Origin of the sequence: Kitasatospora griseola (assembly GCF_014648555.1) — a bacterium.
GTDB lineage: Bacteria > Actinomycetota > Actinomycetes > Streptomycetales > Streptomycetaceae > Kitasatospora > Kitasatospora griseola.
The window spans coordinates 1-17,301 of the sequence record NZ_BMRI01000027.1; the positions used below are offsets into that span (position 1 = coordinate 1).

The window sequence follows — 17,301 nt, forward strand, 5'->3', positions numbered from 1 at the left end:
ACCACTTCGCCGCCTTCGCCAGCATCGCCGCAGCCCTCATCTGCACCCGGCGGCTCTCCAAATGAGATGTCTTCTTATTCCTTCGCGCGTAAGCGGGGCCAGCCTCCGCGGCCTTCTCCGCAACGCCCCGGCCGCGTGCGGTGAGCCCGACACGAGGTCGAGTCCACACCGACCATGCTCCAGGTCCACGCGCCCCCGACCGTCCGAAGTCGCCCGCCCCTGGCGAGCCAGCGGCGCCAGCTCGACAGGGACGGGCGCGTGGGCCACCGCGCAGCTCACCGTCCAGCACAGCAGCCACCTCTCAGTCCCGGCACGGCTCGCAAGCCCGGCCCGGTGCCGGACGTGCCGTCGGCCGTCCCCCCGTGCGAGGTCGACGGTGTACGTCCGCGTCCCGTCCTGGCGTCGCGGCCGATTCCGACCTGGGCACGCTTCAGTCGACGGGCGGGGTGAGGCGCAGCAGGCCCTCGATCTGTCCTTCGGCGATGTCGGCGGCTCGGCTGAGGTAGTTGCCGACGACGGCGAGCTGGGCGTCGTCGTAGGAGGCGATGAGTTCGGCCTGCGCCTGCTCGGCCTGCTCCCAGGCGGCGGCGACGTCGGGCCGCCGTTCGAGGGTCAGCCGGACGTGGACGAGGCGGCGGTCCGCGGTGTCGCGGCGGCGGGCGACCAGCCGTGCCTGTTCGAGGCGGTCGACGAGCCGGGTCGCCGAGCCCGTGGTGAGGCCGGTGAGGTCGGCGATCTGCCGGGTGGTGAGTTCGCCGCGTTGCTGGGCCAGCGAGCGCAGGCACTGGACGTCGGTCAGGCCGAGGCCGAGGCCGGTGGCGAGCGCCTGCTGGTAGCGCACCCAGACGGCGTGCCGCCGGTTGCCGAGCGAGGCGACCCACGCCACCAGTTCCTCCCGGGTGCGCCCCGGGCCGGGGGCGTCCGGAGCCGGGTCGCCCGTTCGGTCCGGGCCGCCGTCGCTCGTGGGACGTGCAGTCATTGATCGCCTCTCCACTCTTCCCGTTCACGCAGTCACTGCGCGACGCAGCGACTGTGTAATGTGATTCCCGCAAGCGTACGTCGCGCCTGCCTTCCGCCGCCGGGCCGCGCCCGGTCGGCCGCCTTGCCATGCGCGGCCCCACTTCCCGGAGGATCCCTGGTGTTGTTCCCCGCCCTTCGTCGACCAGCGGCCCGCACCGGGCCCGCGCCGACCGCCCGCCACCGCGGCCGGGCGACCGCCCTCGGCCTGGCCGCCGCCCTCGGCGCCGCCCTGCTGGTGCCGGTCGGCGCCCCGCCCGCGGCCGCCCAGCCCGGCCCGCCGAACAAGCTGGGCCCGGTCCAGCTGCAGAACGTCACCACCGGCCTGTCCGTGGACGCCGCCGGACGGGACATGGTGGACGGGCAGCCGATCCTGCAGTACGTCTTCAAGGCCCAGACCAACCAGGAATGGTGGTTCGAGCCCGTCGGCTCCGCCTACTACCTCAAGAGCAACGTCAACGGGGCGTACTGCCTGTCCCGCACCGCGCCGGACGCCCAGGGGCAGGTCCTCGCCGAGCTGCGCACCTGCGGGGGCCCCGAGACCCAGTGGCAGTTCGAGCAGGTCAGCCCGGACGTCTTCCACATCAAGGCACCGGGCCAGGAGGTCTACCTCAACCCCGCCACCGACTTCGGCGGGGACTCCGCGAACGGCAGGCGGCTGACGGCGGGCGCGAAGCAGCCCGGCACCCAGAGCCAGTGGTACCTGACGAACACCTCGCTCCAGGAAGGCGAGGCGCCCGCGGACCCGCGACTCGACCAGGCCACGTTCCTGACCACGCACAACGCCTTCCACAACGCCGCCGAAGCGGGCCCGATCGCCCCCAACCAGAACCGCTCCCTGCTGACCCAGCTCCGCGAGGGCGTGAGCGGCCTGATGCTGGACGCGCACATGCGCGGCAACGACGTCGTGCTCTGCCACGCGCCCTGCCTCGACGGGGTCCGCCCGCCCCCTGTCGGACGCCATGGCCGAGATCGTCACCTTCATGAAGACGGAACAGGTGGACGGCCAGAAGCCGATCGTCACCGTCTTCTTCGAGGACTACGCCGACCGCACCCGCATGCGGCAGACCCTCGAAGCCGTCCCCGGCCTCAAGGATCTCGTCTTCGACCCGGAGACGAGCGGCGTCAGCACCAACGGATGGCCCACCCTGTCCGCGATGCGCGCCGCCGACAAGCGGCTGCTGCTCTTCACCGACGACCACGGCACCGCCATCCCCGAGGTCGGACTGCGCCCCGGCAGCGACTGGACGGTCGAGAACTACTGGAGCATCGGCGACACCGGCAGCAACTGGGACTGCTACAGCCGCTGGGGCGGCGTCCCGCTCACCCAGCGCAACGCCAAGTTCTCCCCGCTGTTCGTCATGAACCAGTTCCGCAACGCCCCGACCATCATCAGCGCGGCCATCGACAACGGCGACAAGCTGGTCGAGCGCGCCCGCAACTACTGCGGCCCGGCGGCCCGCAAGATGCCCAACTACGTGGCCGTGGACTTCTACGAGATCCCGCTGGGCGGTGCCACCCACCGGGCGATCCAGACGATCAACCGCCTCCACTACGTCGAGGGCCCGGCCGCGCCCGTCGCGCCGCCCACCGTTCCCGCCGGCTTCGCCCGCCCCGCCGACACCTCGGTGGCCAAGGGGTACTCCTTCCTGCGCAGTGCCATGAACGAGTTCCCCTACCCCGTCTCGCAGGGCCTGCCGCGCAGCTACCGGGGCGGCTACTTCGCCCCCGGCGACCAGTTCGGCCCGACCGGCTTCCAGTCGTCCTTCGTCTACGACGACGCCCTGATGATCGACGCGTTCCTCGGCAGCGGCAACGCCGACGACAGGGCCCGGGCGGTCACCCTCGGCGACGCCCTCCTCTACGCCCAGGACCACGACCCCCAGCCGGACGGCCGGCTGCGCTCCTCCTACCTGCCCGAGCCGTTCGTGACGAAGACGGGCACGCCCTACATCGGCGGCTGGTCCACCTACACGGGCAACATGGCGTGGGTGGGCATGGCCTGGTCCCACCTCTACCGGGCGACCGGCCAGCAGCGCTACCTGGACGGTGCGCGCAAGGCGGCCGAGTGGATCCAGAGCCACGCCGCCGACAGCCGGGGCGCCGGCGGCTACACCGGCGGCGTCCGGGCGCTCGACGAGGTCGGCGCCGAGTACCAGGCCATCACCTGGAAGGCCACCGAGCACAACATCGACGTAGGCGCCTTCTTCGCGATGCTCGCCACCCTGACCGGCGACCAGACCTGGAAGAGCCGCTCGGACGCCGCGTTCGGGTTCGTACGTTCCATGCGGGCCGCCGACGGCCACCTGTGGACCGGCACCGGACTCGACGGGGTCAGCGTGAACACCGACGTCGTCCCCGCCGACGTCCAGGTCTGGAGCTACCTCGCCACGCTCAGCCCCGACGACGCCCCGGCGGTGGACTGGCTCGTGCGCAACCAGCTCACCCAGGACGGCCCCTACCAGGGCGTCCCCTTCGGCAGCGCCGACCGCAGCAAGGTGTGGTTCGAGGGCACCGCCCAGCTGCTGAGCGCGCTCTACGCCCGCGGCCGCGCCGAGGACACCGCCACCGCCGCCGCCCTGGTCTCCTCCCTCGCCACCGCCCAGGACCAGGCACCCAACCACGACGGCTTCGGCATCGTCGCAGCGTCCCGGGACGGCCTGGACACCGGAATGGGCGACCAGTACTACGCCTCCCTCCACACCGGCGCCACCGCCTGGTACCTCCTCGCGGCCCGCAACGCCAACCCGTTCCGCCTCTGACCACCACCCTCTCGCTCGAAGGGCCGGCCTCCCGCCGGCCCTTCGACGCCTTCCGAGCTCGCCGGGGCGGGCCGACAGCCGGACCCCGGCTCGGACGCTCCGGCCGCCCCACCCGCAAGCGCCGGTGCCGAAGGCGACGAGACGGAACTGACGGAGCGTCAACACCTGTGCCACCGCGCACAACTCACCCTGCTGTCCTCCCAGTTCTGGCTCGCCTCCACCACCGTGGTCGAGCGCGATGTGCCTGCGGTAGGCGGGGGTGGCGGCGAGCGCGGCGGTGATCAGCAGGGTGCCGTTGGGGGCCAGCAGTTGGCCGATCCGGTGCAGGGTGGCCGTCCGGCTGGTCAGGAAGGCCACGGACAGGCGCATCGTGATCAAGAGGTACGGATCGTCGGCGGGGAGTTGCTACAGCTCGGCGTCCTCGATATCCACCTCCAGCCACCGCACCGCGGCGTCGGGGTGGGCCGCACGGGCGCGCTCCAGCGCGGCCGCGGACAGGTCGACGACGTCCACCGCGTAGCCGGCCAGCGCGAGGTGCGCGGCGAGGTCGCCCAGGCCACAGCCCATGTCCAAGGCGCGGCCTCCCCCGGCCGGGCGGGCGCGCACTCGGTGAGCGCGGCCTCTTCCTGCGGGCGCAGGGCACTGAAGGCTATGCCGTCCTCGTAGCTCTCGGCCCAGTGGGCGGTGGTGAACCGGGGGCGGTCATGGAACTCCGTGACGATGCGTCGGGCAGAAGCAGGGCGGGCGGTGCGGTTGTCGTGCCGCGGGAGTGGAGCAGGGGAGGTCACGGCGCAGGCCGCCCCGACCTCCTGGCGGACCACCGGAAGCCCCGGGAGAAGCAGGCCGCGCGGTGGCGGAACGGCCCGGCCCGCACTCCGGGGCGCTCCCCTACGGAGCGCCCCGATCGCGTTGGGTGACTCGGCCGGGCGGGTGATCCCCCGAGGTCAGGGCGGTGGGAGCGATAGGAGATCATGTCGCGACCGGTTGCATGGTCGCCCACCAGGGTTTCGCACGGTAGAGCACAGAGACGAGGCAAGGACATGAAGGTCGCGTTCGGGTGGAAGCTGCACGGGGACGGCCGCGCCCCGCAGCCCGGGGCGGTGGTCAAGCCGGACGAGCGGCTGTCGTGGGGGCGCACGATCGGGCTGGGGGCGCAGCACGTCGTGGCGATGTTCGGCGCCACGTTCGTCGCTCCGGTGCTGATGGGCCTGGACCCGAACCTCGCGGTGATGGTCTCCGGTGTCGCGACGATCTTCTTCCTGCTGGTGACCAGCGGCCGGATCCCGTCGTACCTGGGTTCCAGCCTGTCGTTCGTCGGTGTGGCGGCCGTGATCAAGGCGCAGGGCGGGGACGCGGCGACGCTGACCGGTTCGCTGCTGGTGGTCGGCGCGGTGCTGGCGGCGTGCGGTGCGGTGGTGCAGGGCTTCGGCGCGAAGGTGATCCACTCGGTGCTGCCGCCGATCGTCACCGGCGCGGTGGTCATGCTGATCGGTTTCAACCTGGCGCCGGTCGCGGCCGGCGTGTACTGGCCGCAGGACCAGTGGGTGGCGCTGCTGACGATGTTCTTCACGGGGCTGGCGCTGGTGGTGCTGCGCGGGTTCTGGTCGCGGATCGCGATCTTCCTGGGCCTGGTCTTCGGCTACCTGGTGTCCTTCCTGTTCGACCGGATCTTCGGGAAGATCAACTCCCCGGTGGGCGGCGGCGCGGCCGTCGACCACTGGCGCCTGGACCTGTCGGGCGTCGGCAAGGCCGACTGGATCGGCCTGCCCTCGCTGCACGCCCCGAGCTTCTCGCTGTCCGCGATCCTGGTGGCGCTGCCCGTGGTGGTCGCGCTGATCGCCGAGAACGCCGGCCACGTGAAGGCGGTCTCCGAGATGACCGGTGACCCGCTGGACGACAAGATGGGCGCCGCGATCATGGCGGACGGCGCGGCGACCATGGTGTCCACGGCGGTCGGCGGTCCGGCGACCACCACGTACGCGGAGAACATCGGCGTGATGGCGGCGACCCGGGTGTACTCGACGGCGGCGTACTGGTGCGCGGCGGGCTTCGCGATCCTGTTCGGCCTGTGCCCGAAGTTCGGCGCGGTGATCGCGGCCATCCCCGGCGGTGTGCTCGGCGGCATCACGGTCGTGCTGTACGGCATGATCGGCCTGCTCGGCGCGCAGATCTGGATCCACAACAAGGTGGACCTGACCAACCCGCTGAACCTGGTCCCGATCGCGGCGGGCGTGATCGTCGGCATCGGCAACGTCAACCTGAAGATCACCGACAACTTCGAGCTCGGCGGCATCGCCCTGGGCACCCTGATCGTCCTGACCGGCTACCACACCCTGCGCGCCATGGCCCCGGCGCACCTCAAGCACCCGGGCCCGGCCAACGGCCCGCTGCTGGACGAGGGCACCAGCACGTACGACGACAACAGCCGTCCCGAGAGCTGACCGGGATGGCCCGCCGCCCGTTGAACTCCGCCGAACGCGCGCTGCTTGAGCACCTGCTCTCGGCGGAGGCGGAGTTCGACGGCGCGGCCGAGCTGCGCGCCCAGCTGGACCGCACCGAGGTGGTGGGCCCCTGGGCGCCGGGCTCGGTCAGCGTGGACCTGCGGGTGGACGAGCCGGGCCGGCACACGGGGCCGTCCCGGCTCGCGCCGGTCGGCGCGGCGGTCCTCGACGGGGACGGCGAGTACATCGGCGAGCTGCTGCTGTGGACGGACGACGACGGCCGGACGCTGTCGGCGCTCGAATACGCCTGGGTGACGGACGACATGCCGACCGTCCTGCCGCCGATCGAGCACGTCCGCCTGGTGTGACGGCCCGTCAGCCGACCAGCCCCGCGTCCCGGGCCAGCAGCGCCGCCTGGACGCGGTTGCTGACGCCGAGCGCGGTGAGGATCCGGCTGACGTGCGCCTTGACGGTGCTCTCCCGCATCGCGAGCCGCTCGCCGATGTCGGCGTTGGCGCGGCCCTCGGCCAGCAGCGCCAGCACCTCGCGCTCGCGCGGGGTGAGCCGGTCGAGCCGGGACCGGGCGGCGCTCGCGGCGGTGCGGCCGGTGGCGTGGTACCGGTCGATGACGCGGCGCGCGGCGGCCGGGTGGAGCATCGCGGAGCCGGCCGCGACCAGGTGGACGGCGCGCAGGATCTCCGCCGGGTCGGTGTCCTTGAGCAGGAACCCGTCGGCCCCGGCGGCCAGCGCGTCGTAGACGTACCGGTCGAGGTCGAAGGTGGTCAGCGTGATCACCCGCGGCGGCTGCGGCAGGGCGCGCAGCCGGGCGGTGGCGGTGATGCCGTCCATCCGGGGCATCCGGACGTCGACCAGCGCGACGTCGATGCGGAAAGCGCTTGCCCGTTCGATCGCCTGAAGGCCGTCGGCGGCCTGTGCGACCACCTCGATGCCGGGGTCGCCGTCGAGCAGGTCGGTCAGGCCGAGACGGACGAGTGCGTCGTCGTCGACCACCAGGGTGCGAATCATCGGGTGCCGCCCTTCGGTGAGCCGTTCGGTGAGCCGTGCGGAAAGCGCTTGCCCGCCACCGGCTCGTCCGGCGCGCGTCATGCCGGACCGTCCTTCGGGGCGGGGTGCGGGAGGCGGGCGGACAGCCGCCAGGAGCCGGTGCCGGCCGGGCCCGCGTCCAGGTGGCCGCCGAGCGCGGTGACGCGTTCGCGCAGGCCGACCAGACCGTAGCCGGAGTCCACGGCGGCGGACCCGGCGGCGCCCGCGCCGTTGGTGACTTCGACCCGGGTGGCGGGCGGCCGGTAGTCGACCCGGACCTCCGCCGCCGCCCCGTCCGCGTGCTTGCGGGCGTTGGTCAGCGCCTCCTGGACGATCCGGTACGCGGCCAGCCGGTGCGTGGTCGGCGCGTCCGCCGCCCGGCCGGTGACGGTCAGCGCGACCTGCTGCCCGGCCGCGCGGGCGTCCGCCACCAGCGCGGCGACCTCGCGGACGGCGGGTGCGTCGGCCGGCCCGGCGTGCGGGTCGTGGAGCGCGCCGAGCACCTCGCGCAGGTCGGTGAGCGCCTCGACGGAGGTGGCGCGGAGCATCGCCAGCCGGTCGGCGACCGGGCCGGGCAGCGCGGCGCCGCGGGTGGCGAGGACGCCGGTGTGCAGGGCGATCAGGCTGAGCCGGTGGGCGAGGACGTCGTGCATCTCGGCGGCGATCCGGGACCGTTCGGCGGCGCGCGCCGCGTCCTCCCGCAGCCGGGCCTCCACCCGCAGCTGCTCGACCTGCCCGGCCAGGGTGTGCACCAGGCGGCGCCGGTTGCCCTGCCACAGGCCGAGCACCAGCCCGAACAGCAGCACCGTCAGCGTGGACAGCCAGCGCTGCCCGACCCACACCGAGGCGGCCCGCACCCCCGCCAGGTTTCCGGCCAGTGCGAGCGCCGCGCACAGCAGCGCGAGCCGGGTCCGCCGGGCCACCGCCAGGTCGAACATCACCACGGCGAGCAGCAGATCGGTCAGCCAGCCCCACCACGCGGTGACCGCGACGGCCGCCAACGGGCCGACGGTGAGCCGTAGTCGGGGGACCGCCAGGATCACCGCGCACACCGTCGCCGCCGCGGTCACCGTCAAGTGCCGGTGCCCGTCGCCGAGTTTGGCGCCGTTGTTGTCGATCGCCATCACCAGGAACGCCAGCGCCGCCGCCCGCCCCAAGGTCGCCCACAGCGGGCTCCGCCACCACCTCACGACATCCATGCTAGGCAGCCCGCCCGGCTCGCGGAATCGACCAACGGCCGTTCCCACCACCGACTTTCGTCGGTCCGGACGGCCGCCGCCCGGCGGATCTGCCGGGCCCTCGCGATTCCTAGCGTCGAAGCCATGACCGAGCAGACCTCTCCCCCGTCGCGGCCCCGGGCCGACGGCTGGGCGTTCCTCCGCGAAGCCGTCCGCGACCTGCGCACCACCGGTGCGGTCGCCCCCAGCAGCCGGGCCCTGGCTCACGCCCTGGCCGCCCCCGTCCGGGCCCGCGCCCCGCACCCGATCGACGTCCTGGAGGCCGGCGCGGGCACCGGCGCCGTCACCCGTGTCCTGCTGCCCCAACTGCCGCGCGGCGCCCGCCTGGACGTGGTGGAGGCCAATCCGCGCTTCGCCGACCGGCTGCGCGACCTGGTGGCCGCGCAGAGCGCGACCCGGGTGACGGTGCACCAGGCGTACGTGGAGGAGCTGGCCACCGACCGGCGCTACGACGTGATCGTCTCCGGCCTGCCGCTGACCAACTTCACGCCCGCCCAGGTCGACCGCATCATGGCCCGCTACCTCGAACTGCTGCACCCGGGCGGCACGTTGACCTGGTTCGCCTATCTCGGCACCCGGCGCGCCCGGGCGATGTTCGCCACCCGCGCCGAGCTGCACCGGCACGCGGCGGTCGATCGCGCGATGGCCGCGCACCTGCGCGGCGGCCGGACCGAGTGCCGCACCGTGCTGGCGAACCTTCCCCCGGCCCGGGTCTGGCAGCTGCACTCCAATAACTGACTGAGCGTCAGTTATCTTGATCCATAAGGGTCCTGACCCGGGGCACCACCTCCTCGCCGACCCGGTACGCCTCCTCCAGGTGCGGGTAGCCGGACAGCACGAACTCCTCGATGCCCAGGGCGTGGTACTCGGCGAGCCGGGCGGCGACCTCGTCGTGCGAGCCGACCAGGGCGGTGCCCGCGCCCTCCCGGACCAGGCCGATGCCGGCCCACAGGTTCGGGGCGACCACCAACTCCCGTCCGGCTCCGGTGCCGTGGCCGTGCAGAGCGGCCATCCGGGCCTGACCGGCGGAGTCCATGGCCGCGAACCGGGCCTGGCTGGCCCGCACCGCCGCCGGGTCGATCCCGGCGAGGATCCGATCGGCCTCCGCCCAGGCCTGCTCGGCGGTGTCCCGGCTGATCACGTGCAGCCGCAGCCCGTACCGCAGCGTCCGCCCCTGCCCGGCGGCCAGTGCGCGCAGCCGCCCGATCCGCTCGCCGATCGCCGACGGCGGTTCGCCCCACAGCAGTTGGACGTCGGCGCGGCGGGCGGCGACCTGCTCGGCGGCGGGCGAGGCGCCGCCGAAGTACAGCGGGACGGGGTGCTCGACCGCCGGATCGACCAGCTGCGCACCCTCCAGGTGCAGGTGGGCGCCCCGGTGGTCGACCCGCTCCCCGGCCAGCAACTCCCGCAGTACGGCCATCAGTTCGTCGGTGCGGGCGTAGCGCTCGTCGTGCGCGAGCCGGTCGCCGTACGCGCGCTGCTCGGCAGGGTCGCCACCGGTGACCACGTTCAGCCGGAGCCGTCCGCCGGCGAACCGCCGGAAGGCGTCGGCCTGTTGGGCGATCAGGGTGGGGCTGGCCAGGCCGGCCCGGAAGGCGATCAGGAAGCCGATCCGGCTGGTGTGCCGGGTGAGGGCCGCGCCCAGGATCCACGGGTCGACGCAGCCGAGTCCGACCGGGGCGAGCAGCGAGACGAACCCGGCCTGCTCGGCGGCCTGCGCGACCTGCGCGAGGTATCCGACGTCGGCGGGCCGCCGGGTGGCGGCGCCGGTCCGGCCCTGCACGGCGGTGACGCCGCCGGGGTCGCGGCCGTCCCCTCCGGTGGGCAGGAACCAGTGGAACACGGGGGCACGGTCGGACAACGGATCGATCCTCTTCTGCGAAACGGTGCGCGGCACCGCCGGGGGCGGTCGGGACGCGGGGGCGGACGGTCGCACGGCGGCCGGGACGCGGGGATGCCGCCTCGGAGAGTCGCGCGGCGGGCGAGGGAGGACGGGGCGGTCGCTCAGGAGCGGCGACAGGCAGCGGAACACACCCGGAGGAGGTCGATGTGACCCCGGGTGGTCAGGAAGAGTCGCTGCGGCACGCCCGGAAGTTACCACGTTCGCGCAGCGCACGGCGTCCTCGTCCGGCGCACCCCCTTGACCCCGCCCGGTACGGCGCTATCGTCTCCCTCGGCATCCGGTCTAGACCTATGGCCGTCTCCCGGCCCGCCCCATCGGCGTCGGGAGGGATCGCCCTGACCCCACATCAGGAAGGCACGGAAATGAAGGCAAACAGAAAGGTGACCGCCGCGATCGGCGCGCTGGTCGCCCCGCTGCTCGGGCTGACCCTGTCGGCCGGCACCGCCAGCGCCCACGGCTGGGTCACCGACCCGGCCAGCCGCCAGGCGCAGTGCGCCAACGGCGTCGTCGTCTGCGGGCAGATCAAGTACGAACCGCAGAGCGTCGAGGGCCCGAAGGGCCTGTTCAGCTGCAGCGGCGGCCACTCCGAGTACGCGGAGCTGGACGACGGCTCCAAGGGCTGGAAGGTCGCCAACGTGTCCTCCACCCAGACCTTCAGCTGGCACCTGTCGGCCCGTCACGCTACCGCGAGCTGGCAGTACTTCATCGGCAGCCAGCTGATCGCCCAGTTCTCCGGCAACAACGCCCAGCCCCCGGCGGACGTCAGCCACCAGGTGAACTTCGGCAGCTACACCGGCCGGCAGAAGGTCCTCGCGGTGTGGAACGTCTCCGACACCGCCAACGCCTTCTACTCCTGCATCGACGTCAACATCGGCGGCACCGGCGGCGGCACCCCGGGTGGCGGCGGCAACGGCAGTTGCACGGCCGCCGCGTGGGACCCGGCCAGGGTCTACAACAGCGGCGACGGCGCCTCCTACGGCAACCACAACTGGCGTGCCAAGTGGTGGACCCAGGGCGAGCAGCCCGGCTCCACCGGCCAGTGGGGCGTCTGGGAGGACCTCGGGGCCTGCAAGTAGCCCCGGGCGAGCAGTCCCGGTTCCGCATGACACCACGACCGCCCGGCGGCTCCCTGTGGGGGAGGGCCGCCGGGCGGTCCGGTGGTCAGGCGAGCCCGCCCAGCGCGTCCCGCAGTTGGGCGCGTGCCCGGATGCCGAGCTTGGCGAACACCTTCCGCAGGTGGTAGCCGACGGTGCGCGGCGACAGGTAGAGCCGGGCGGCGATGTCCCGGTTGGTCAGTCCCTGGGCGGCGAGTTCGGCGATCCGGCGCTCCTGCGGGGTGAGCGGCTCCTGCGCCGCCCCGGCGTCGGCGGCGGGCACCTCCGCGCCGGCCGCCCGCAGTTCGGCGGCCGCCCGGTCGCGCCACGGCCCGGCGTCCAACCGCCGGAAGGTCTCCAGCGCCGCGCCGAGCAGCGGACGGGCCTCCGCGGACCGCCGCCGGCGCCGCAGCCACTCCGCGTGGTCCAGCTGGACCAGCGCCCGCTCGAACGGCCAGCCGGCCCCGGCCGGATCGGCCAGCGCCGCCCGGAAGTGCCGCTCCGCGTCCGCGCCCTCGGCCAGCAGCGCCGCCGCCCGCTCGACGATCGCGTGCAGCCGCGGCGAGCGGTCGTTGCCGAGGTCGGGCTGGACGGACTCGAACACCGCCCGGGCGTCCGCGACCTCGTCGGCGTGCACGGCGGCCGCCGCCAGATCGCCCAGGTAGTACAGCGAGGCGTGGTAGTGCACCGGCCGGGGCCGGATGTCCCGCGTGAACAGCGTCCGGACCTGCCGGTACGCCTCGGTGTGGTCGCCGGCCGCGGTGGCCGCGATCGACAGCGCCACCCGGTGGCGCACCTGCAGGGCCAGTGAACGGCGCAGGTCGACGCCGCGCACCGCCGCCTCGGCCCGCTCCCGGGCCGCCGGGTCGCCCTGCCGGGCGTCCAGGGTGGCCTGCAGGATCCGGGTGCCGACGGCGGACAGGTCGGCGCCCGCCTCGGCGGCCATCCACAGCGTGTCCTCGGTGCTGTTGCGGGCCGCCGTCCAGGCCCCCGACTCGTACTGGGCGAGCGCGATGGCCTGCGAGACGGTGGCGTTGGTACCGGCCGTGCCCGCTCGGCGCAGATGCTCCAGGGCGCGGCCGAGCAGCTCCACGGCGAGCGCCGTCTCGTCCATGCACCAGGCGGTGCCGCCGAGGACGGTGAGGGCGCTCAGGTCGTCCTCACCCATCGCCGCGTGCGCCGCCGCGAGCAGCTCCAGCGCGCGGGCGCGGCCGGTGTGCGGGGCGGTGGCGGCCGCGATCCAGGCCTGGCTGTTCGGGTCGGGCAGGTCCGTCAACCGCTCGGCCAGCCGCCGCAGTTCGACCCGGTGGAACGGGTCGCCGGAGGCGTAGGCGGAGGTCGCGGCGATCCCGAGCGCCGACAGCGCGGCGTCCGGCAGCGCCGCCACGTGCTGCTCGGCGACGGCCAGCAGGGTTTCCAGCGCCGCATCATGACGGAGCGTCACCCCGAGCGCCCAGCCGGAGAACACGCCTGCCTGGGCCCGCAGCTCCGGCCGGTCGGTGTACCCGGGCACCCGGGCGGTCAACTCGCCCACCCACTGCGGGTGTCCGCCGAACATCGCGGACCGGGCCGCGGCCAGCAGCCGCTGACAGCGCAGCTCCGGATCGGGCGTCAGGTCGGCGGCCCGTTCCAGCGCGGCCGCGGCGGCGGCGTGCCCGCCCCGGCTGCGGGAGCGTTCGGCGCTGGCGGCGAGCGCGTCGGCGACCTCCGCGTCCGGGCCGGTCGCGGCGGCCGCCAGGTGCCAGGCCTGCCGGTCCGGTTCATGGACGAGCGCACCCGCCAGCGCCAGGTGCGCGGACCTGCGCTCGGTGAACGACGCCGCTCCGTAGATCGCGGACCGGACCAGCGGGTGCCGCAACCGCAGCAGACCGTCCTGGATGCGGACCAACCCCGCCCGTTCTGCGGGCTCCAGCGCCCCCAGGCAGTCCAGGCCGCCGGCCGCGCCGACCACGTCCGACAGCTCGCCGGTGTCGGTGGCCGCGGCGAGCAGCAGCGTCCGCCGGGTGTCCGCCGGCAGGTCCGGCAGGTCCGCGGCGAACAGGTTCTCCAGCCGCTTCGTCAACGGCAGCGCCCTGCTGCCGCCGGACTCGACCCGGCCGTGGGCGAGGGCCCGGCTGAGCTCCACCAGCGCCAGCGGGTTCCCCGCCGCCTCCTGGAGGATCCGCGACCGTGCCCGGCCGCACGGCGGAACCGGCTGGGCGTCCAGCAGCAGCCCCGCCGAAGCCCGGTCCAGCGGCCCGGCGGTCACCTGCGGGAAGTCCCGGTCGAACCGCAGCGGAACGGTGTCCTCCCGGGCCGCGGCCAGCAGTGCGGCGGCCTCGCCGTCCAGCCGACGGGCGATGAAGGCCAGCAGGTCCAACGAACCCAGGTCCAGCCATTGGAGGTCGTCGACCACCAACAACAGCGGCCGCCGGGCGGCCGCGTCACCGACCAGCGTCGACACCCCGACCCGCAGATGCAGCGGATCGACCGGCTCCCCCGCCCCCGCCCCGATGCCGAACGCGCCGCGCACGGCCCGCCGTTGACTCTCCGGCAACCGCCCGGCACCGGACAGCAGCGGCCGCAACAACTGGTGCAGCCCGGCCAGGCCGATCCCGTGCTCACTCTCGCTGCCCCGGGCCCGCAGCACCAGCGCCCCACCTGCGGCCGCCCGGTCCGCAGCCCGGTCCAGCAACGACGTCTTCCCGGCGCCGGGCTCACCGGTCACCACCAGCACCGACGACCCCCGGCTCGCACCGACCGCCGACTCCACCAACGCGGCGATCCGCGCCCACTCGGCGTCCCGGCCGAGCAACGACTCCTCCCCCGGAACCTGGGGGCGACCGGCCCCCGAAACCTCGGACGGCCTGTGCAGGCCCCCCGATCCGGTGCCGGCAGGGGCGGTCGTCACGTCGCTGACCTCGTCGTTCTACTGATCCGTCAAGTCCCGCCCATCCTGCCACGCGGCACCCCGCCCTCCGCCACGCGGCCGCCGGGGGCACCCCGAACCGCCCGGCAGCCCCAGCCCGGACGGACCCGGGTACGCGGCCCCCGACCGCCGTCAGCCGGCCTGCACCCCCGCGAGCCGGGCGTCGGTGCGGGCCTGCCACTGGGTCGGGGTCAGGCCGTAGGCCTCGCGGAAGACCCGGCTGAAGTGCGAGGGGCTGGCGAAGCCGAAGCGGCCGGCGACGACTGCGACCGGGACTCGACGGTGGGGCGGCCGGTCGAGTTCCTGGCGGCAGGCTTCGAGGCGGCGGTGGCGGATCCACTGGCCGACGGTCGTGCCGTCCTGCTGGAACAGCTTGTGGAGGTAGCGGACCGAGATGCAGTGGGCGCGGGCGACGGACTCCGGCGACAGGTCGGGCCTCGTCAGGGTCCCTTCGATGTGGGCCCGGATCCGGGTGAGCAGCGCGGCGGAGCCGCCCGACCGGTCGGGGGCGTCCTCGTCCAGCAGGTCGGTGATCAGGAGTGCGAGCAGGTCGGCGGCGCTGCGGGCCAGTCGGATCCGGGCCAGCGGGGCAAGGCCGTCGGAGTGCACGGCCAGCGTGGCGAGGAACTGCGAGGCGAGCGAGCCGACGCCGGTGGAGCCGGGGGCGTGCAGGGCGCCGGCGGCCCGTACCTCGGCCGCGGAGATGCCCAGTGCCTGGCACGGCACCCGGAAGACCCGGCTCGCGCAGTCGGCGCCGCGCAGCAGGTTGACCGGGTGCGGGCCGCCGCTGATCACCAAATCGCCTTCGGCGACGGGCAGTTCGCCGTGCGGGCGGCGCAGGACCGCTCCCCCGGCCAGGTGCAGGGTGACGTGGACGCAGTGCGCGTCGTCGGCGCCCTGCGGCACGGGCAGCAGGTCGAGGCGGCCGCTGCCGGAGCCTGCCGCCGGGGCGGTGGCCGAGGGTTCGGTGGGGGCGGACAGGAGTGCGCCGGTGCCCGAGTGGTGCATGGGAGGGTCCCATCGTGTCGTTCCGAAGGTGGGTGCGGGCCTCGCTTCGACAAAGTTCGAGCACGTCCGACCGGTGCGGGATCGGTGCGTCGAACGTTCACGCCGCGCAGCGGGCGAGCCGGGCGAGGAGCGCGCCGGTCGGAGTCCGTCCGGGGTGCGTCGCGCCCTCTCGCTCTGCGACATTCCTACCGGGCCGCTCCGGCGCCGGCCAACCGCCCACCCGCCCGAACCCGCGACTCACCGGCCACCTACCGGAGCACCAAAACCTGCCCTGACCTGCACCGATGCCACCCGGAACGAGGCCGGGGCCCGGACGGCGCCACCACCGACGACTGGTCATTCGACCGATGCCCGACCGGACGGCAGAAGCGACGCCCCCGGCACCGGAAGACCGGCACCGGGGGCGTCGCCCTGTTCCCCGGAATCTCAGCCGCGCAGCTTGGCCATCAGACCGGCCCACCAGCCGCGCCGCTGCTCCGGCACGACCGGCGCGGGCGCGGCCGGCAGGACGGCCGCGGCGGGCGGGGTGTGCGGCGCGGGCTCGGGCGTGGAGACGACCGGGGCGCTGGCGGTGGTGGTCGGGTCCTGCGGCTGGAACGCGACGCGCGGGGTGAAGCGGGCCGGGAGTTCCGTCAGGTGCCGCGACATCCAGTTGCCGCGCCAGACCAACTCCTCTTCCTCCACGGCGAGTTGCAGGTCGGGAAGGCGGGTGAGCAGGATGTCGATGCCGGTCTCGGCAATGGCCCGGCCGATCTCCTGGCCGGGGCACTCGTGCGGGCCGCTGCCGAACGCCAGGTGCGAACGGTTGCCGAACAGCGGCTGGTTCAGGTCCGGTCGCACCGCCGGGTCCGCGTTGCCGGCGGCCAGGCCGATCAGCAGCATGTCGCCGGCCTTGATGTGGCGTCCGCCGAGCTCGGTGTCGCCGGTCGCCCAGCGGCCGGGGACCAGCATGAACGGCGGGGAGTCCCACAGCACTTGGTCGAGCGCGTCGGGCAGGGTCATCTGACCGCCGGACAGGTGGGCGCGGAAGCGGCCGTCGGTGAGGACCATCTTCAGCGTCTCGGCGATCAGGTTGATGGTGGTCTCGTTGGCGGCCAGCAGCACCGAGCGCACGTGCTGGAGCACCTCGTCCTCGGTGAGGCCGGACGGGTGCTGCATCAGCCGGGTGACCAGGTCGGCTCCGGGGTCGGAGCGCTTGCGGTCCATGGTGCGGCGCAGCGACTCGACCACGTACTCGTTGGAGGCCACGGCGGTCTCGGTGCCGCGGACCAGGTCGCGGGCGGCCTCGACCAGCCGCGGGCCGTACTCCTCGGGCATGCCGACGAGCTGGGTCATCACCAGCATCGGCAGGTGCTCGGCGAACTCGGAGACCAGGTCGACCTTGCCGATGGAGCCGAACTCGGCGATCAGCTGGTCGGCGAAGCGGGTGACGTAGCGCCGCATGCCGCGCCGGTCGAAGTTGTTGAGGCCGTCGGTGACGGCGGTGCGCAGCCGGCGGTGCTCCTCGCCGTCGACGAACGAGCAGGTCGGCTGCCAGGCGATGACCGGCAGCACCGGGGAGTCGGGGGCGACCCGGCCCTCCTGGAACTCGATCCAGCGCCGGGAGTCGCGGGAGAACCGGGACGGGGTGCGCATCGCGGTGAGGTTGGCGGAGTAGCCGAGCACCAGCCAGGCCGGCAGGTCGCCGTGCAGCAGCACGGGCGCGACCTCGCCGTGTTCGGCGCGCAGCTTCTCGTACAGGCCGGCCGGGTCGGCTTCGGCCTCCGGCCCGAACAGCCGCCGCAGGTCGTCCTGTTGGAGGGGGGTGGCGCCGTGGGCCGGGCAGCCCGGCGGGGGGACGGCGCCGTTGTACGTGCGCTCTTCGGGGATCACGGAAGTTCTCCAGG

13 protein-coding genes and 1 pseudogene are annotated in these 17,301 nt (G+C 74.1%); 6 read left to right on the plus strand and 8 right to left on the minus strand.

The features are described 5' to 3' along the window. Window positions 1–430: 430 nt before the first annotated feature. Window positions 431–979, minus strand: coding sequence for a MarR family transcriptional regulator (locus IEZ12_RS26910; protein WP_229848086.1), 549 nt, complete (start codon window positions 977–979; stop codon window positions 431–433). A 276-nt stretch (window positions 980–1,255) separates the two neighbouring features. Between IEZ12_RS26910 and IEZ12_RS40690 the strand changes: the two are divergent. After that, window positions 1,256–1,492 (plus strand): annotated as a pseudogene (locus tag IEZ12_RS40690) (RICIN domain-containing protein); the annotation flags it as partial. Window positions 1,493–1,967: 475 nt separating this feature from the next. Next, window positions 1,968–3,779, plus strand: coding sequence for a phosphoinositide-specific phospholipase C-related protein (locus IEZ12_RS26920; protein ID WP_505744220.1), 1,812 nt, complete (start codon window positions 1,968–1,970; stop codon window positions 3,777–3,779). 405 nt (window positions 3,780–4,184) lie between these two features. Here IEZ12_RS26920 and IEZ12_RS26925 read toward each other — a convergent pair whose 3' ends face one another. Further along, window positions 4,185–4,352, minus strand: a complete 168-nt coding sequence (locus IEZ12_RS26925; RefSeq protein WP_189275499.1) for a methyltransferase domain-containing protein — start codon at window positions 4,350–4,352, stop codon at window positions 4,185–4,187. A 467-nt stretch (window positions 4,353–4,819) separates the two neighbouring features. On the opposite strand from IEZ12_RS26925, the gene IEZ12_RS26930 reads away from it, so the two are divergent. Next, window positions 4,820–6,220 carry a uracil-xanthine permease family protein gene (locus IEZ12_RS26930; RefSeq protein ID WP_189275501.1) on the plus strand — a complete coding sequence of 467 codons (1,401 nt, stop codon included), beginning with the start codon at window positions 4,820–4,822 and terminating at the stop codon, window positions 6,218–6,220. Window positions 6,221–6,225: 5 nt separating this feature from the next. Further along, window positions 6,226–6,588, plus strand: a complete 363-nt coding sequence (locus IEZ12_RS26935; RefSeq protein WP_189275504.1) for a hypothetical protein — start codon at window positions 6,226–6,228, stop codon at window positions 6,586–6,588. A gap of 7 nt (window positions 6,589–6,595) precedes the next feature. Here IEZ12_RS26935 and IEZ12_RS26940 read toward each other — a convergent pair whose 3' ends face one another. Beyond that, window positions 6,596–7,246, minus strand: a complete 651-nt coding sequence (locus IEZ12_RS26940) for a response regulator (RefSeq protein WP_189275506.1) — start codon at window positions 7,244–7,246, stop codon at window positions 6,596–6,598. A gap of 77 nt (window positions 7,247–7,323) precedes the next feature. After that, complete coding sequence (locus IEZ12_RS26945) at window positions 7,324–8,454, minus strand: sensor histidine kinase (protein WP_373295532.1); 1,131 nt, start codon at window positions 8,452–8,454, stop codon at window positions 7,324–7,326. A 132-nt stretch (window positions 8,455–8,586) separates the two neighbouring features. Between IEZ12_RS26945 and IEZ12_RS26950 the strand changes: the two genes are divergently transcribed. Continuing rightward, window positions 8,587–9,240: a class I SAM-dependent methyltransferase gene (locus tag IEZ12_RS26950; RefSeq protein ID WP_189275508.1), complete on the plus strand. Its 654-nt coding sequence runs from the start codon at window positions 8,587–8,589 to the stop codon at window positions 9,238–9,240. 7 nt (window positions 9,241–9,247) lie between these two features. Here IEZ12_RS26950 and IEZ12_RS26955 read toward each other — a convergent pair whose 3' ends face one another. Then, entirely contained in the window at window positions 9,248–10,363 is a 1,116-nt protein-coding gene (locus IEZ12_RS26955; protein WP_189275510.1) for an LLM class flavin-dependent oxidoreductase, read from the minus strand. A gap of 404 nt (window positions 10,364–10,767) precedes the next feature. Here IEZ12_RS26955 and IEZ12_RS26960 point away from each other — a divergent pair, with 404 nt between their 5' ends. After that, complete coding sequence (locus tag IEZ12_RS26960; RefSeq protein WP_189275512.1) at window positions 10,768–11,481, plus strand: lytic polysaccharide monooxygenase; 714 nt, start codon at window positions 10,768–10,770, stop codon at window positions 11,479–11,481. Window positions 11,482–11,566: 85 nt separating this feature from the next. Here the strand turns inward: IEZ12_RS26960 and IEZ12_RS26965 are convergent, their stop codons facing one another. From IEZ12_RS26965 to IEZ12_RS26975, 3 genes are all read right to left on the minus strand, one after another. After that, a complete protein-coding gene (locus IEZ12_RS26965; protein ID WP_229848088.1) occupies window positions 11,567–14,293 on the minus strand; it encodes an AAA family ATPase in 2,727 nt (908 codons plus the stop codon). Between the two features lie 246 nt (window positions 14,294–14,539). After that, on the minus strand, window positions 14,540–15,415 hold the full coding sequence (locus IEZ12_RS26970) for a helix-turn-helix domain-containing protein (protein ID WP_189275514.1): 876 nt from the start codon (window positions 15,413–15,415) through the stop codon (window positions 14,540–14,542). A gap of 426 nt (window positions 15,416–15,841) precedes the next feature. Beyond that, the gene (locus IEZ12_RS26975) at window positions 15,842–17,287 is read right to left on the minus strand and encodes a cytochrome P450 (RefSeq protein WP_189275516.1); all 1,446 of its coding nucleotides are present in this window, start codon (window positions 17,285–17,287) and stop codon (window positions 15,842–15,844) included. Between the last annotated feature and the right edge of the window lie 14 nt (window positions 17,288–17,301).

Bases quoted from the DNA above. Each gene is read 5' to 3' on its own strand.
- IEZ12_RS26910 (WP_229848086.1), bottom strand. From the start codon at position 979: ATGACTGCACGTCCCACGAGCGACGGCGGCCCGGACCGAACGGGCGAC.
- IEZ12_RS26930 (WP_189275501.1), top strand. From the start codon at position 4,820: ATGAAGGTCGCGTTCGGGTGGAAGCTGCACGGGGACGGCCGCGCCCCG.
- IEZ12_RS26935 (WP_189275504.1), top strand. From the start codon at position 6,226: ATGGCCCGCCGCCCGTTGAACTCCGCCGAACGCGCGCTGCTTGAGCAC.
- IEZ12_RS26940 (WP_189275506.1), bottom strand. From the start codon at position 7,246: ATGATTCGCACCCTGGTGGTCGACGACGACGCACTCGTCCGTCTCGGC.
- IEZ12_RS26950 (WP_189275508.1), top strand. From the start codon at position 8,587: ATGACCGAGCAGACCTCTCCCCCGTCGCGGCCCCGGGCCGACGGCTGG.
- IEZ12_RS26960 (WP_189275512.1), top strand. From the start codon at position 10,768: ATGAAGGCAAACAGAAAGGTGACCGCCGCGATCGGCGCGCTGGTCGCC.
- IEZ12_RS26970 (WP_189275514.1), bottom strand. From the start codon at position 15,415: ATGCACCACTCGGGCACCGGCGCACTCCTGTCCGCCCCCACCGAACCC.